The following is a 15,016-nucleotide window of genomic DNA, read 5'->3' on the forward strand; positions in this document are numbered from 1 at the left end:
GACAGCGGTCAGCGGCGACCGCCGTCCCAGCGCGCTACTCGAACTGGTGATCCTCGGGCTCGTCCCCGGTGACCTCCGGCCGGGTCAGCCGCAGCGCGCGCAGGCCCAGCTCCAGTTCCAGCCGCTGGTGCGGGTCGGCCAGCTTGTCGCCGACCAGGTCCTCGATCTGGTGCATGCGGTACCGCACGGTCTGCGGGTGGATCTCCAGCCGGGCCGCGATCTCGTTGATGCCGCCCCGGGTCTCCAGCCAGGCGAGCAGGGTGGCGGTCAGCCGCGAGCGCTGCTTGTCGGTCAGCCCGGCGAACGCGGCGAGCCCGCGCTGGGCCAGGTGCTCGGCGAGGAACTCGTCGGACAGCAGCACCAGGGTGGACAGGTGCTGCTCGCTGAACACCAGCCCGGCCGAGTCGATGATCCCGCGCTGGCACAGGGCCAGCGTGCGCCGCGCGCAGTCCAGTGCGGCCGCCGCTTCGGCCACCGGCACGGTGGGCCCCACCGCGGCCCGCCGGTCGCCCAGCCACTCGCTCAGCGCGATCAGCCGCTCCCCGGTGCCGGGCGCGAGCAGGCAGGGCTCCTCGCTCTCGAAGTCGACCAGCACGTCGTTGCCCAGCACGGAGATCGGCGGTTCGAAGTACTCCTCGCGGTACTCCAGCACCAGCACGCTGATCTGCTCGGGCAGCGTCCAGTTCGCGGCCAGCGCCAGCTCCTCGATGGCCCTGCGCGGGGCCTGCGGCTGGGCCAGCAGCAGCTTGAGCAGTTCCCGGCGCCTGCGCTCCACGGCCCCGCTGGCCTGGGTCTGCGCCTGGGTGTAGCCCTCGATGGCCACAGTGGACAGTTCGTCCACGTAGGCGAAGATCGCCTCGGCCAGTACCAGCAGGGTCTGCGTGGGTATGTGCTCGGTGCGGCCCACCTCGGCCACCCGCCGCCACGCCACCCGCGCGCCCACCCGCACCGCGGTCTGCAACGCGTCCATGTTGCGCCCGGCCAGGTACTCCAGCCGCCCCGCCTCGCGCAGCATGGCGTTCCAGTCCTCGCCCGAGGCCCGCGGGTCGGCCACGCTCTCGAAGCAGCGCCGGATCGCCCGCTCCACGATCTGCACCAGGTACTGCCCGAAGCGGCCGCTCAGCGGTACCGCGTAGACCGGTACCTGCTGTTGGATCTCACTGAGGATCTCCTTGGCCAGTCGACCCGCGCAGGGCGCCAACTGCCCGACCAGGCCCCTGGGCAGCTGCGCCCACAGCTCGGCCGGTGCGCTGCTCGGCGCTGTGCTGAGGTCAGCCGTCATGCTCGCCACCTCCGGTTCCGCTCCGGGCTGGCACAGTAACACCACCCCCGGCGCTGAATCGGTTCTTGTTCCCTGTCGACAGTTCGCGATCGGAGTTTTGACGATAGCTGACAACTATGCTGTCCTCTAATTTCTCGCGCGCATTCCTGTAGTTTTCTGCGCATTTTTACTGATGGGTAACCTGGGCTCTCCCCTCCTCGATTAGGGAGATATGAGAATGCGTGTGCGGAATGCTCGACTGTTAGCCGGGACAGCGGCGGGGGTGGTGTTGCTCGGTGTCGGAGTCGGTGCCGGGCTGAGCAGCGCGGCCCCGGTCAAGGTGGACAAGACCCTGACCTTCACCTGCCCGTTCCCGCTGATCGGCAACCAGGTGCTGTCCGTGCGGATCAGGGCGACCATCGACACCCCGGCCACCGTGGGCGGGGAGTTGAGGACCACTGATTTCTCCGCGACGGCCACCGTGCCGCCGACCGCGACCCAGGGGCTGAGCCTGGTCGGCGCGAGCACGGTGGAAGGCACCGCCGAGGCCGGGGTGACGCTCTCCGTGGCCGGTTCCCCGCTGGACATCAAGATTCCGGGGCTGTCCATTCCGAAGACCCCGGTGCCCGCCTCCGGGTCCTTCGAGACGGTGGCCTCCGGCTCGGTGCCGACCGCGGTCATCCCGAAGCCGGGCACCTCCACGGTGACGGTGGGCAACTTCGCCACCACGCTGACCCCCAAGCGCCCCGACGGCACCGCGACCGGGCTGGGCACCTTCACCTCGGCCTGCACCCTGGACGCCGGGCAGGACGCCCAGCTGATCAGCTTCACCGTGGCCGACGCCCCGCCGACCAGCACCACCACCACGACCGTGCCGACCACCACGACCACGGCGCCGACGACCACCACCACGACCACCCCGCCGACCACGACCACCACGGCGCCGACCACGACAACAACCACGGTGCCGCCGACCACGACCACGACCACGACAACCACGGCGCCCACCACGACGACCACGACCACGACCACGACCACGACGGCGCCCACCACGACCACGACGACCACCGCGCCGCCGACCACGACCACCACGGCACCGACCACCACCACGACGGCGCCCACCACGACCACGGCACCGACCACCACCACGACGACCAAGCCGACCACCACGACGACCGCGCCGCCGACCACGACAACCACGGCACCGACCACGACGTCAACGACCTCGGGTTCGGCCACGTCCACGATCGGCACGCCGACCAGCGAGCCGCTGCCGACCACGACGAGCACCGCGCCCGTGGTGCCGCCGGTGGACGGCAGCACGCCGACCACGCCGACCGGGTTGGCCTACACCGGGGCCTCGGTGGCGTGGCCGATCGGCCTCGGCGCGCTGTTGCTGTTGACGGGCATCGGGCTGCTGCTGGTGCAGCGGCGCCGGGCACGGGGCTGAGCTGGGGACCGGTGACGGTGAGCCGTCACCGGTCCAGTTCGCCCACCAGCTCCAGGCTGCGCCTGGCCCGCAGGGAGACCTCCAGGTCGAACCGCGCGCCGGGCGCGGCCAACTGGTCACCGAACAGCTTCTCCAACTGCCGCATGCGATAGCGCACGGTCTGCGGGTGGATGTCCAGCCGCTGGGCCAGCTCCTCGGCGCTGCCCCGGGTTTCCAGCCAGGCCAACAGGGTTTCGCTCAACTTGGTGTGCTGCTTGCCGGTCAGCTCGGCCAGCGGGGCCAGCGCCCGCTCGGACATCTGCCGCACCATGAACGGGTCCAGCAGCAGCCACAGCTGGGACATGTGGTTGTCGAACCAGGTCAGCCGCTGCTCGGCGAGCAGCCCGCGGCGGAGAAGTCCCAGCGTGCGGTGCGCCCAGACCAGTGAACGCTGCGCCTCGCCAAGCGGCACTCCGGGTCCGGCCGCCGCACGCCAGCTGCGCGGCAGGCCCTCGGCCACCCGCGCCACCAGGTCACGGTCCTGATCGGACACCACCATGCACGGCTGCTCGCCCTCCAGGTCGACCAGCACCCGCGGGTCCACCTGCTGGTTCAGCGCGGGCTCGGTGCCCTCCAGCGCCACGACCAGCACCCGCTCGGGCACCGGCCAGTGCACCGCCTCGGCCAGCCCGGTCAGCGCGGGGGACGCACTGTCCACTCCGGACAGGATCAGCTCCAGCAGCTGTCGGCGCCTGCGTTCCACCGAACCTGCCTGGGCCGCCCTCGCCAGTGCGTGCCCCTCCACCGACAGCGCGGACAGCTCGTCGATGTAGGCGAAGATCGCCTCGGCGATCAGGCACTGGGTGCGGATCGGCACCCGGGCGTCCCGGCACAGCCGCGACACCTCCCGCCACGCGGCGCGGGCGCCGACCCGGTAGGCGGTCTGCAGCGCGTCCAGGCTCGGACCGACCAGGCCCAGGTCGCGGAACACCTTGGCCCGGTCGGCCTGCGGGGCGTCCGGGTCGGCCAGCCGGTCCACGAACTGCGCCACGGCCGACTCGATGGCCGCGGTCAGGTCGGCGCCGAACTGCGGGTTGCCCGGCCGGTACAGCTCCGGGACGCAGTGCTGCACCTCGGCCTCGATCTGCACGGCCACCTCGCGCACGCGGGGCCCCAGCAGCGCGGCCAACTGCGGGGGCAGCGCCGACCACAGCCCGGGCAGCGCCGACGCGGTCGCTCGGGTCACCGAGCCGACCACAGCAGGTGCTGGGCGCGCAGCGCGATCTCCAGGTCCAGCCGGGCGTCGGGGTCGGCGAGGCTGGGGCCGAACAGCTTCTCCACCTGCCGCATGCGGTAGCGCACGGTCTGCGGGTGGATGCGCAGGCGCTCGGCCACCTCCGGGGCGCCGCCCCGGGTTTCCAGCCAGGCCAACAGGGTTTCCGCGATCCGGTCGCGCTGCTTGGTGGTCAGCCCGGCCAGCGGGGCCAGCGTGCGCTCCACCAGCTTGGACACCAGGAACTCGTCGGCCAGCAACCACAGCTGGGACAGGTTCTCCTCGCACCAGGTCACCGGACGGTCCGGGATGATCCCGCGCTGCACCAGGGTGATCGCCCGCCGGGCCAGTCGCAGTGAGACGGCCGCCTCGCCCAGGGACACCGTCGGGCCCACGCAGGCCCGCCAGCCCTGCAGGGACCTGGCGAGCTGGTGCAGGGCGCGCGGCGGGGCGGCGGTCAGCACGCAGGGCCGGTCGCCCTCCAGGTCCACCAGCCCGTCGACCTGCAACGCGGGCGCGGGGATGCGGTGCTGGTCGGCGCGCTGCTCCAGGGCGATCACCGTGACCCGCTCGGGCAGCCGCCAGCGGGCCAGCTTGGCCGCCTCGGCGATGGCCTGCGGGGAGGCGGGCGGCTCGGACAGGATCAGCTCCAGCAACCTGCGGCGGCGGCGCTCGGTGGAGCCCACCGCCTCGGCCTGTGCCGCGGTGTAGCCCTCGATGGACAGCGCGGACAACTCGTCCACGTAGGCGAAGATGGCCTCGGCGGCCACGCTGAACACCTCGGCGGGCAGCCGCTGCTGCTGGCCGAACGCGGCCACGTGCCGCCAGGCCACCCGCCCGCCGACCCGGTACGCGGTCTGTAGGTGGTCCAGGTTGCGGCCCTCGGTGAATTCGATTCGTCCCAGATGGCGGAACACACCCGCCCACTGCTCGTCATGCCGGGCCTGGGTCTCGGCGGTGTCCATACAGCGCAGAATCGCCTGTTCGATACTGCTGGTCATCACCTTGCCGAACTCACCGCGCAGTGGCAGCGCATAGGCGGGCACCGCCAGTTGGATCTCGCGGATCATGTCCCTGGCCAGCGGCTGCACGTGTGGCCGGAACCGTTGCACCAGGTCAGGGGGCAGCGAGATCCAGAGCTGGATCGCTCTGCCGCGTGCGTTGCCCTCCCCGAGGACCTCGGCGCTACGACGCGCCGTCGGGACTCGAGTGCCCAATTCCGTCGGCATGATCATCCCCTAGTCGCTCGCACAAAACGGGCTGCCGCGCTCTTGGCTACTGGTCGGTAATTTGTGACCGCGATCATAAGTTCGATCTACGTCAGCTGTCAAAGGCGAATTTTTCGTGACAGTTTCTCGTGTTTGTTGTATGTGATGAAACCGTACGACAGTTTTGTGCGATCCTGATAACTGTGCTCATCCCACAAAAACGCCGAGCGGTCTCGGAGCGTTGATGACAATCGGTGTTACGGCTCTTGTTCCACCGTGTTGCGGGTCATACCTTGCTGCCATGAATCCTCGCCTCCTCGCCGGTGCCGTGCTCGCCGTGCTGGCCCTCGGCGGCTGTGGCACCGCGGCGGCGCCCCCACCCGACCCGGACGCGCCCGCGGTGGCCTGGGTGGACCAGATCTGCCAGTCGGCCAAGTCGGAGTCGCCCAAGCTGGCGCAGGCCCCGACGGTGGACCCGGCCAACCCGCAGCAGGCCAGAGCCAGCCTGGTCGGCTACCTGGACACCGTGTCCGGCGCCGTGCAGTCCCTGGCCGAGGGCATCAAGAAGGCCGGTCCCGCCCCGGTGGAGGGCGGGCAGGAGGCCGTGGACAAGGCGCTGGGCGCACTGACCTCGGCCCAACAGAGCCTCGCCAAGGCCAAGACCACGCTGAGCGGCGCCTCGATCACCGACACCGCCAGCTACGAGAAGGCCGTGGCCGCGATGCGCGACAGCATGGCGCAGCTGGGCGACGCCGGTGACCCGACCGCCCAACTGCGCAAGAACAAGGCCCTGGACAGCGCGTTCGCCAAGGCCCAGCACTGCTCCTGAAGCCCGCGAGTCCCGCTCAGCCGTGCTCACACCGAGCCGATGATCTCCCGGGCGGCGCGCTGGCCGGACTCGACCCCGCCGTTCATGAAGCCCTGGGACTCGAAGCTGGTGTGCTCACCGGCCAGGTGCACGTTGCCCTGCCGGGTGCCCTCGTAACCCGCGTAGCGGTGGCAGTACCCGATCGGGTAGCAGCTGTAGGCGCCGAGCGTGTTGGGGTCCAGGTGCCAGGCGGACAGCGTGGCGCGGCCCGTCCAGGCGCGACGCACCCCGGGCAGGGCCAGGTCCACGTTGTCCAGGACCTGCTCGGCGGCCTGCCGCACGGTGCGGTCCTCGGCCCGCAGGAACGGCCCGGCGGGCTGGAAGCGCCACGCGCCGTTGCCCCCGCCGTACTGGATGAGGATGCCCTGCTGCCCCGGCTGACCCCAGGTGGCGTCCCAGGTCTGCTGGAAACCCAGGTCGGAGAAGGCCCGCCCGCTCGCGACCCCCGGCCACGGGCCGCGGCCCTCGTACACGCGCGACCGCAGCTGCACGTTCAACTTGGTGCAGTACCCCATGCGCATCGCGGCGATGGCGCCACGCATGCGCGGGTCGAACCCGGCACGGCCCAGGTCCAGCCGCTTGAGCACGGCCAGCGGCACGGTCAGCACCGTGTGGTCGGCCCGCACGGTGCGGGTGCGGCCGTCACAGCTGAAGGTCAGGGTCTGCGTGCCGTCGGGGTTGGCGGCCAGCGCGGTCAGCCGCCAGCCCAACTCCACGGTGCCCGGGGGCAGGCTGCCCGCGATCACCTCGGGCAGGCGCTGGTTGCCGCCCGCGATGTGGAAGCGCTCGTCGGACTGACCCCAGACCGAGGGGTCGTTCAGGTCGTCCTGCCCGGACAGCAGGTAGACGAGGTTGACCGCGGTCTGGTCCACGGTCTCCGCCCCGTACTCCACGTCATAGGCGTCGTCGATGAACCGGCCGATCACCGAGTTGCGCCCGCCGGGGACCCGGGTCTCGATCCACTCCGCCACGCTCATCGTGCTCAGCTCGACCCCGGCCGCGGTGGCCCCGCGCCAGGTGGGCATCTCGCCCGCGGCGCGCAGGTCGGCCCGGACCGCCCGGTAGACCGGGCCGAAATCGGCGACCAACTGGTCCTGGCCGTAGTACGCGCCGCCGAAGTGCAGCACGTCGCGGCTGCCCGCGGGACGAGCCGCCGCGACGTCGACCAGCGGCAGCCCGAACCGCTCGCACAGCGCCCGGATCGACTTGTGCTCGGAGTCGATCAGCTCCCCGCCGTACTCGGAGGTCTGCCCGCCCGCCCAGTAGCGGCGCTCGCTGTACATGCGCCCGCCGACGCGGTCCCCGGCCTCGTACACGGTGCAGGGCAGTCCGGCGTCGCGCAGGGTGAGCGCCGTGCTCAGGCCGGAGATGCCCGCGCCGATCACGGCGACCCGCGGGGCGCTGTCGCGCAGGGGTGCCGCGGCGGCGGGCGCGGAGCTCGCGAGCAGCAGGCCGCCGCCGGCGGCAGCACCCAGGCGCAGCAGTTCGCGGCGGCTGAGTGCGCCCGCCCGCCGGGTCTCGCGGAACTCCGTGACGGGCATGCCCAGTCGTTCGGCGGCGCGGTGGTCAGCGGCGAGTCGGCGCAACTGGTGGAACGCACTGGAACCGGGCACCCGAGACCTATCTCAGACAGATCACGCCGAACGAACCGCCAAAAGGGTGAAGGCCCCGGAACGGGCGTTCACACCACTTGATCAACTGTGAATGTGAACAGTCGGACGGTCGGTTGCGACCGTTCGTCGCTGTACGCTGCGCGTTCATCGCGGCAGTGATCTACGGCACCTGGTGTTCGCCTGATCACCCGTTTGCAGGCAAAGTGCCGCGTGCTAGATTCGCCACCGCAATCGGAAGATCAACACGCCAGCGGTGGTCGCCCGAATCGCAGCGTTGATTCCGCACTTCGTGGAGAGCCGTGAAGAACAAGAGTGAAACCACCGCCGAGCACGGTTCGATCAGAACGCGGCTGGCCGGTGTTGTTCTGATCCCCAGCATCACGCTCATCGTGATGTGGGTGGCCGCCGCGTCGTACCTGGTTTTCGACGGTTTCTACGCACGTCAGGTCGCCTCCGGCGTGCGCGACGTGTCGATCCCGGCCGTCACCGCCCTGGGTTCGGCGCAGAAGGAGCGCCAGCTCAGCGTCGCCTACCTGGGGCGGCCCGCGATCGGCCTGCGCGCACTGCACGACCAGCAGCAGCAGACCGACCAGGCGCTGACCTCGATGAAGACCGCGATCACCGCGATCCTGGACAACGCGCCCGACGAGGTCGTGCAGCGGGTCCGCACGCTGAACACCAGCCTCGACCAGCTGCCCAGGATTCGCTCCGCGGTGGACACCGGCGGCATCGACCGCACCCAGGTGTACGCCTTCTACAACACCCTGTTGGACGCGGCGACCAGCCTGTTCGACACCCAGGCCCGCATCGTGCCCGACGTGACCGCCACCCAGGGCGGCATCGCGGCCACCTCGGTCTTCCGCGCCTCCGACCTGATGTCCCGGGCCAGTTCGGTGATCTCCGGGGCCTTCAGCACCAGCCAGCTCAGCACCGCCGACCACCTGGACTTCACCTCCCTGGTCGGCTCCTACCACGCCGAGCTGGACAAGACCGCCCCCTTCCTGCGCGAGGCGGTGGCCGAGAAGTACCGCAAGCTGACCGCGACCGACTCCTGGCACAAGCTGGTCGACGCGGAGAACGGGCTGATCGAGCGCGGGGCCTGGCCCAAGGGCACCACCAGCGGGCTGCCGATCTCCGAGTCGGACTGGGACCGGATCACCAACCAGGTCTCCAACGACCTGATCGCGATGACCGTCACGCAGGCCGACGAGGTCTCCGCCCAGGCGCTGTCCGACGGCAACGGCAAGCTGGTCGGCGTGCTGGTCGGCAGCATCCTGGCCCTGCTGGCCGCCATCGTGGCGATCATCGTGGCCATGCGGGTCTCCAGCACTCTGGTGGACAAGGCGCTGGTCACCCGCCTGGCGCGGCTGCGCGCCGAGGCACTGGAGCTGGCCACCCACCGGCTGCCCGACATCGTGCGCCGCCTGCGCGCCGGTGAGACGGTCGACGTGCGCGAGGAGATGCCCGACCTGAACTACGGCCGCGACGAGATCGGCCAGTTGGCCGTGGCCTTCAACGCCGCCCAGTACACCGCGGTGTCCGCGGCCGTCACCGAGGCGCAGGCCCGCGACGGCGTGCACAACGTGTTCCTCGGCATCGCCCACCGCAACCAGGGCCTGGTACACCGCCAGCTGAAGATCCTGGACGCGATGGAGCGCGGCGAGGAGGACCCGCAGCGCCTGGAGCGGCTGTTCCAGCTCGACCACCTGGCCACCCGTGCCCGCCGCAACGCGGAGAACCTGATCATCCTCGGTGGCGAGCAGCCGGGCAGGCGCTGGCGCAAGGCCGTGCAGCTGGTCGACGTGCTGCGCGCCGCGGTCTCGGAAACCGAGCTGTACCACCGGGTCCAGGTCCAGCACGGGCCGGACGTGGCCGTGGTCGGCGCCGCCGTGGCCGACACGATCCACCTGATCGCCGAGCTGGTGGACAACGCCACCACCTTCTCCCCGCCGCGTTCCCAGGTGCTGGTCAGCAGCGTGCTGGTGGCCAAGGGCGTGGTGGTGGAGGTGGAGGACCAGGGCCTGGGTATGAGCGAGGGGGACCGGGACCGGGCCAACGCGATGATGGCCGACCCGCCCGAGTTCGACGCCATGGCGCTCAAGGCCGACTCCCGGCTGGGCCTGTTCGTGATCGCGCGGCTGGCGCACAAGCTGGAGATCAACGTCGAGTTCCGGGTGTCCCCGTACGGCGGGACCCGTGCCATCGTGCTGATCCCCACGCAGGTGCTGGCGCGCAGGCAGGATCTCGAGTCCGTGCACGAGCGCGAGGTGCCCGCCCAGCCCGAGCAGGAGCAGGTGGCCGACTCGCTGTCGGGCACCGAACTGGACGAGTTCTGGGCGCTGTCCCGCTCGCGGCTGGCCGAGTCGGTGCGCACCACCCCGCCGCCGGTGGTGGAACCGGTACTCGCCCCGCAGTGGCCCGAGCACGAGCCCGCCCGCGACGAGGGCCCGCACACCGACTCGCTGGCCATACCGCAGGGACGGCCCGAGGGCGCCAAGCCCCAGCTGCCGCAGCGCCAACCGCAGTCCAGCCTCGCCCCGCAGCTGCGCGGGGACCTCAACGACGAGTCCGAAGTGGACGGTGAGCCCGCTGAGCGCTCACCGGAGGAGGTCCGCGACACGATGGCGGCCTTCCAGCGCGGCACCCGGCTGGGGCGCGCGGACCAGGGCGTTCCCGTGGTCGGCGCGGACAACACGTGGGAATAGGGAAAGTCAGGACTGATGAACGACAAGGCGCACTCCGAGACCGACCTCAACTGGTTGCTGGACAACCTGGTGGAGCGGGTGGTGGACGCCAGGCACGCGGTGGTGCTCTCCGCGGACGGCCTGTTGATCGGCAAGTCGCGGGGGCTGTCCCGGGACGACTCCGACCAGCTCTCGGCGATGGCCTCGGCCTTCCAGAGCCTGGCCAAGGGCACCGGGCGGCACTTCGGCGGCGGCCAGGTGCGTCAGACGATCGTGGAGATGGAGCACGCGTTCCTGTTCGTCACCGCGGCGGGCCGGGGCGCCTGCCTGGCGGTGCTCGCCGAGGAGACCGCCGACGTGGGCCAGATCGCGTACGAGATGAACCTGCTGGTCAAGCAGGTCGGTGCCTATCTGACCGCCGCCCCGCGCAGTGCGGCGGAGCAGGGAGCCTGAACGTGGCGCAGCCGCCGGACCACTGGTTCGACGAGGAGGCCGGGCCGCTGGTCCGTCCCTATGCCATGACGCGGGGGCGCACCAGACCGGCCACCGGCTGGCTGGACGTGGCCACCCAGGTGATGGCCGTCGACTCCGGCGGCGACCCGCTCGGGCTGGGTCCCGAGCACCAGGCGATCCTGCGGTTGTGCCGCCAACCGCTGTCGATCGCCGAGCTGGCCGCGTACGTGGACCTGCCGCTGGTGGTGGCCAAGGTGCTGCTCAGCGACCTGATCGAACGCGGTGATGTTGTTGTCCGTGCCCCCGAGCAGGTCGCCAGCGCGCCCGGCCGGGATCTCCTCCAGGCGGTACTCGATGGTGTCCGTGCACTCTGAGCAGATCATCCCGGCCTCGGTGAAGGTACTGGTGGCGGGCGGTTTCGGCGTGGGCAAGACCACGCTGGTCGGCTCGGTCAGCGAGATACCCCCGCTGAGCACCGAGGAGCTGCTCACCGAAGCCAGCTCCGGGGTGGACGACCTGGCCGGGGTCGAGGGCAAGACCACCACCACGGTGGCGCTGGACTTCGGCCGCATCACGGTCAGTCCGCGCATCGTGCTGTACCTGTTCGGCACGCCTGGCCAGGACCGGTTCTGGTTCATGTGGGACGAACTGGCCTACGGGGCCGCCGGGGCGATCGTGCTGATCGACACCCGGCGGCTGGAGGCCAGCTTCGCCGCCATCGACTTCTTCGAGCGCAGGCGCATCCCGTTCGTGGTCGCGGTCAACCACTTCGAGGGCTCCTACGACTACGAGGCCGACGAGGTGCGCAAGGCGCTGGCGATCAACGACTCCATCCCGGTCGTGGCGTGCGACGCGCGCAAGAAGGACTCCAGCAAGCTCGCGTTGATCAAGCTGCTGGAGCACGCGATGAGCCGGCTGCCCGCCGCCGAGCCGAAGGTGTCATGACACCGGTTCCAGTCGGCAGTTGAAGTGGCGCAGCAGGGCGGGGGAGTGGGTGAGGCGGTAGCCGGGGACGCTCTCGGGGCGCTTGGCGATCCCGGCGAGCACCTCGGCCACGTACTCGTAGTGGCTCTGGGTGTAGACCCGGCGCGGTAGCGCGAGCCGCACGAGCTCGTACGGGGCGGGGGTCACCAGCTCGTGGTGCTCGTCCAGGGTGCCCAGGTAGAGCGAACCCAGTTCGGCGCAGCGGATCCCGCCCTCCAGGTAGAGCTGGCTGGCCAGCGCGTGACCGGGGAACCGGCCCGGCGGGATGTGCGGCAGCAGCCTGCCCGCGTTGAGGTACAGGGCGTGGATGCCGGGCGGTTGCACCACGTCCACCCCGCCGTCGTTGGCCAACTGGGCCAGGTACGCGGTGGTGGCCGCGCGCGAGCGCAGGTAGTCCGGCTCCAGCACCTCGCGCAGGCCCTGCGCGAGCCGGTCCAGCTCGTGCCCGGCCAGCCCGCCGTAGGTGCGGAACCCCTCCGTGGCGATCAGCACCAGCTCACAGCGGTCGGCCAGCTCCCGGTCGCGCACGGCGAGGAACGCGCCCATCGGCGAGATGCCGTCCTTCTTCAGGCTCGCCACGGCCGCGTCGGCCAGGCCGAACGCTTCCTTGGCGACCTCGGTGGGGCTGTGCGACTCGTAGCCCGGTTCGCGCTGGGTCACCAGCCACGCGTTCTCCGCGAAGCGCGCGGCGTCGAGCACCAGCGGCACCCCGAACTCCCGGCACAGCTCGCGGGCCGCGCGGAGGTTCGCCATGGACACCGGCTGCCCGCCGCCCCCGTTGTTGGTGATCGTCACGATCACCATGCCGACCCGGCCGGGCTCCTCGGCCAGTGCGGCGCGCGCCGCGTCCAGGTCCAGATCCCCCTTGAACGGGTACTGGCTGTCCAGGTCCTTGGCCTGCGGGCACGGCAGGTCGCGCGCCTGGCAGCCGAGCAGCTCCACGTTGGCGCGGGTCGTGTCGAAGTGCGTGTTGCTCAGCGAGACCTGCCCCGGCCTGAGCAGCGCGCCGAACAGGATCCGCTCCGCCCCACGTCCCTGGTGCACGGGGTAGATGTGCGGGAAGCCCGTCAGGTCGCTGACCACCTCGTGGAACCGGAACCAGGAGCGGGCGCCGGCGTAGGACTCGTCACCCAGCGCTGCGGCGGCCTGCTGGGCGGCGGAGAACGCGCCGGTGCCCGAGTCCGACAGCAGGTCGATCGTGACCTCGTCGGCGCGCAGGTTGAACGGGTTGTACCCGGCCCGCGCGAGCGCCTCGGCCCGCTGCTGTGCGGTCAGGATCGGGATCGGCTCGACGACCTTGATCCGGTACGGCTCCATCAGCGGCATGGGGTGCTCCCTAGGGTCGGGGCTGCGGGGGTCGGCGCTTCCGGTACGGGGTGGGCGGTCGCGCTGTGGGCGGGACTCGCGGGGTCAGGCGTGGCTGTGGTGGCCGGTTCGGGAGCGGGCGGGGGTGGTGTGGAAGGCCTCGGTGGACAGGTACACGGTGAGGCCCTGGCGGGTGCTGCCGGTGCGCAGGGAGACGTGCGGGATCATGCCGACACCCTCGGCGAGCGGGCGGCGGGCGATGCCGCGCAGGGCCTGTTCGAGCACGTCGGGGCGCAGGCCCTGCTCGCGCAGCACGGTGCGCAGGCGGTTCAGGGTCACCTCGTCGTCGGCCACCGCCTCGCGCACGGGCACGTAGAGCGAGTAGTTGTCCGGTACCGCCGATCCGGGGTCGCTGAACGAGTAGCTGGAGATCAACGGGCGGGTGGTGAACGGCAGCGGGCCGCCCACTGTCCGGCAGAACGCGCTGACCTGCTCCGGGTCCACACCGGGTACCGCCAGGCAGGCGCGCTCGGCGACCTCGGCCCCCGCCTCGTGGTGTGCCACGTAGACCTTGACCCGGGCCTGCGCCCCGGCGTGCAGGTCCAGCGCGAAGAAGGCGAACCGGTCCTGCGGGCGGGCCAGCGCGTGGTGGGCGATCACCGGGTGGGCCGGCGCGAGGCCGAGCACGCGCAGCGCGTGGGCGACCAGCGCGGGTGCCTGGGCCCCGCCGCGCGCGTTGGGGTCGAGGTAGACCTTGAACTCGGGCTCCGGGCGGAAGATCACCGAGAACCACAGACCGAAGCCCTGGGCGTTCGGGGGCAGGAACAGTTCCCGCACGGCCTCGAACCGGTCCAGGGACAGCTGGTACCGGTCGGCCCAGGTCGCGAGCAGGCGCAGCGCGGCGGCCACCTGTCCGTCGCCCGGTCTGGCCACCGGGGCGCCGAGCATTCTCAGCGTCGGATTGCCAGCGGTGTCGAAAGCTATGGAGAATTCCACTGGAGTTTGGTCGTCGGAGATGTCCGACTGCCAATGCGGTGGCGTGCACAGCGGATGGGTGCCCGCCACGCCGAGTAATTCCGTGACCAGTTCTTCCGCGACCTGCGGAGTCCCCAGCCCGACCGCCGAGGCCAGGGCGCGCACCTGGTCGTTCGCGAGTCGGCGCAACGAAGGTTCGGTCGACGTCATGCCAGCTCCGGAATGCCGTGGGAAAAGTTCGTCCGGACGCTACAAGTCGTTACTCCGTGAGCGGTACCGCCTACCCGGTGATCAAACGTTCAACTGCGATGACGCAGTGCGATGTCAAGTGCTGTGTGAGAATTCGCAAAGCTATTGACAATTGTCTAGCGATGCCACTCAGAACCGCCCTGCGGGGGCTGGCTCAGCGCGGTGAAGATGCGCTGGATCACCTGCGGGTCCACCTCGCTGCGCTCCTCGCCGAGCTGTTCCGCCGCTGGTGAGCGGCGCTGCTCCCGGCGGGGCAGGCGTACCGAGGCGGCGTCCAGGCCGGTGGGCAGCGCGAGCTCGCACCACAGCAGGTTGCCGCGCCCCGCCAGCGAGACCACCCCGGCGTGGTAGCCGGACAGGGTCACCGGAACGGTGGGCGGGAAGGCGACCAGCATGTCCTCCACCTCGACCACCAGGCTGTCCCCGCGCAGCCGCAGCCGCACCGTGATCAGCCCGGGGGTGTGCAGGGCCGCGGTGGCCACCATGGACCCGACCAGTTCCCTGCCCACGTAGACGGCGGGCTCCAGCATCGCGCGGAGGTTCCACTCGGACAGTGCGAACCGGACGAACATCTCGGTGCAGCTCACCGCGGTGGGCAGCGCGATGAGCTGTAGGTCGTCCATCTGAGCGGTCTGGGCGTTCACCGAGATCCTTCCCGCGTGCGCGGCCTGTACGAGCTGTAAAACCTTCCGCCAAGACGGGTATCTTGCCAAC

Annotated in this window: 13 protein-coding genes; 6 read left to right on the plus strand and 7 right to left on the minus strand. The window is 70.9% G+C overall.

Translation table 11 applies throughout. From position 1 onward, the window contains the following. Nucleotides 1-34: 34 nt before the first annotated feature. Nucleotides 35-1,282 carry a PucR-like N-terminal domain-containing protein gene (locus tag KALB_RS14260; RefSeq protein ID WP_025356390.1) on the minus strand — a complete coding sequence of 416 codons (1,248 nt, stop codon included), beginning with the start codon at nucleotides 1,280-1,282 and terminating at the stop codon, nucleotides 35-37. A 217-nt stretch (nucleotides 1,283-1,499) separates the two neighbouring features. Here KALB_RS14260 and KALB_RS48505 point away from each other — a divergent pair, with 217 nt between their 5' ends. Continuing rightward, nucleotides 1,500-2,711: a DUF6801 domain-containing protein gene (locus tag KALB_RS48505; protein ID WP_158510746.1), complete on the plus strand. Its 1,212-nt coding sequence runs from the start codon at nucleotides 1,500-1,502 to the stop codon at nucleotides 2,709-2,711. Nucleotides 2,712-2,736: 25 nt separating this feature from the next. On the opposite strand, the gene KALB_RS14270 is transcribed toward KALB_RS48505, so the two are convergent. Both KALB_RS14270 and KALB_RS14275 read right to left on the minus strand, forming a co-directional pair. Then, nucleotides 2,737-3,936 (minus strand): PucR family transcriptional regulator, encoded by a 1,200-nt coding sequence (locus KALB_RS14270; protein WP_030108724.1) that lies wholly within the window; start codon nucleotides 3,934-3,936, stop codon nucleotides 2,737-2,739. Next, nucleotides 3,933-5,192: a PucR-like N-terminal domain-containing protein gene (locus KALB_RS14275; RefSeq protein ID WP_035968458.1), complete on the minus strand. Its 1,260-nt coding sequence runs from the start codon at nucleotides 5,190-5,192 to the stop codon at nucleotides 3,933-3,935. The genes KALB_RS14270 and KALB_RS14275 overlap by 4 nt, the downstream gene beginning before the upstream one ends. Nucleotides 5,193-5,472: 280 nt before the next feature. On the opposite strand from KALB_RS14275, the gene KALB_RS14280 reads away from it, so the two are divergent. Beyond that, nucleotides 5,473-6,000, plus strand: a complete 528-nt coding sequence (locus KALB_RS14280) for a hypothetical protein (protein WP_025356394.1) — start codon at nucleotides 5,473-5,475, stop codon at nucleotides 5,998-6,000. Nucleotides 6,001-6,026: 26 nt separating this feature from the next. Here KALB_RS14280 and KALB_RS14285 read toward each other — a convergent pair whose 3' ends face one another. Beyond that, complete coding sequence (locus KALB_RS14285; protein WP_025356395.1) at nucleotides 6,027-7,652, minus strand: flavin monoamine oxidase family protein; 1,626 nt, start codon at nucleotides 7,650-7,652, stop codon at nucleotides 6,027-6,029. Nucleotides 7,653-7,951: 299 nt separating this feature from the next. On the opposite strand from KALB_RS14285, the gene KALB_RS14290 reads away from it, so the two are divergent. From KALB_RS14290 to KALB_RS14305, 4 genes are all read left to right on the plus strand, one after another. After that, entirely contained in the window at nucleotides 7,952-10,357 is a 2,406-nt protein-coding gene (locus KALB_RS14290; RefSeq protein WP_025356396.1) for a nitrate- and nitrite sensing domain-containing protein, read from the plus strand. 15 nt (nucleotides 10,358-10,372) lie between these two features. Further along, complete coding sequence (locus KALB_RS14295; RefSeq protein ID WP_030108468.1) at nucleotides 10,373-10,789, plus strand: roadblock/LC7 domain-containing protein; 417 nt, start codon at nucleotides 10,373-10,375, stop codon at nucleotides 10,787-10,789. 65 nt (nucleotides 10,790-10,854) lie between these two features. Next, complete coding sequence (locus KALB_RS14300) at nucleotides 10,855-11,163, plus strand: DUF742 domain-containing protein (protein WP_042222089.1); 309 nt, start codon at nucleotides 10,855-10,857, stop codon at nucleotides 11,161-11,163. Next, nucleotides 11,144-11,734 (plus strand): GTP-binding protein, encoded by a 591-nt coding sequence (locus tag KALB_RS14305; protein WP_025356398.1) that lies wholly within the window; start codon nucleotides 11,144-11,146, stop codon nucleotides 11,732-11,734. Before KALB_RS14300 ends, KALB_RS14305 begins: the two co-directional genes overlap by 20 nt. On the opposite strand, the gene KALB_RS46500 is transcribed toward KALB_RS14305, so the two are convergent. From KALB_RS46500 to KALB_RS14320, 3 genes are all read right to left on the minus strand, one after another. Beyond that, the gene (locus KALB_RS46500) at nucleotides 11,729-13,099 is read right to left on the minus strand and encodes a tryptophanase (protein ID WP_025356399.1); all 1,371 of its coding nucleotides are present in this window, start codon (nucleotides 13,097-13,099) and stop codon (nucleotides 11,729-11,731) included. The genes KALB_RS14305 and KALB_RS46500 overlap by 6 nt on opposite strands. A gap of 84 nt (nucleotides 13,100-13,183) precedes the next feature. Beyond that, the gene (locus KALB_RS46505) at nucleotides 13,184-14,263 is read right to left on the minus strand and encodes a tryptophan dimethylallyltransferase family protein (protein ID WP_025356400.1); all 1,080 of its coding nucleotides are present in this window, start codon (nucleotides 14,261-14,263) and stop codon (nucleotides 13,184-13,186) included. Nucleotides 14,264-14,418: 155 nt separating this feature from the next. After that, the gene (locus tag KALB_RS14320; RefSeq protein WP_025356401.1) at nucleotides 14,419-14,946 is read right to left on the minus strand and encodes a hypothetical protein; all 528 of its coding nucleotides are present in this window, start codon (nucleotides 14,944-14,946) and stop codon (nucleotides 14,419-14,421) included. Between the last annotated feature and the right edge of the window lie 70 nt (nucleotides 14,947-15,016).

Origin of the sequence: Kutzneria viridogrisea DSM 43870, assembly GCF_000525635.1 — a bacterium.
GTDB classification, from domain to species: domain Bacteria; phylum Actinomycetota; class Actinomycetes; order Mycobacteriales; family Pseudonocardiaceae; genus Kutzneria; species Kutzneria viridogrisea.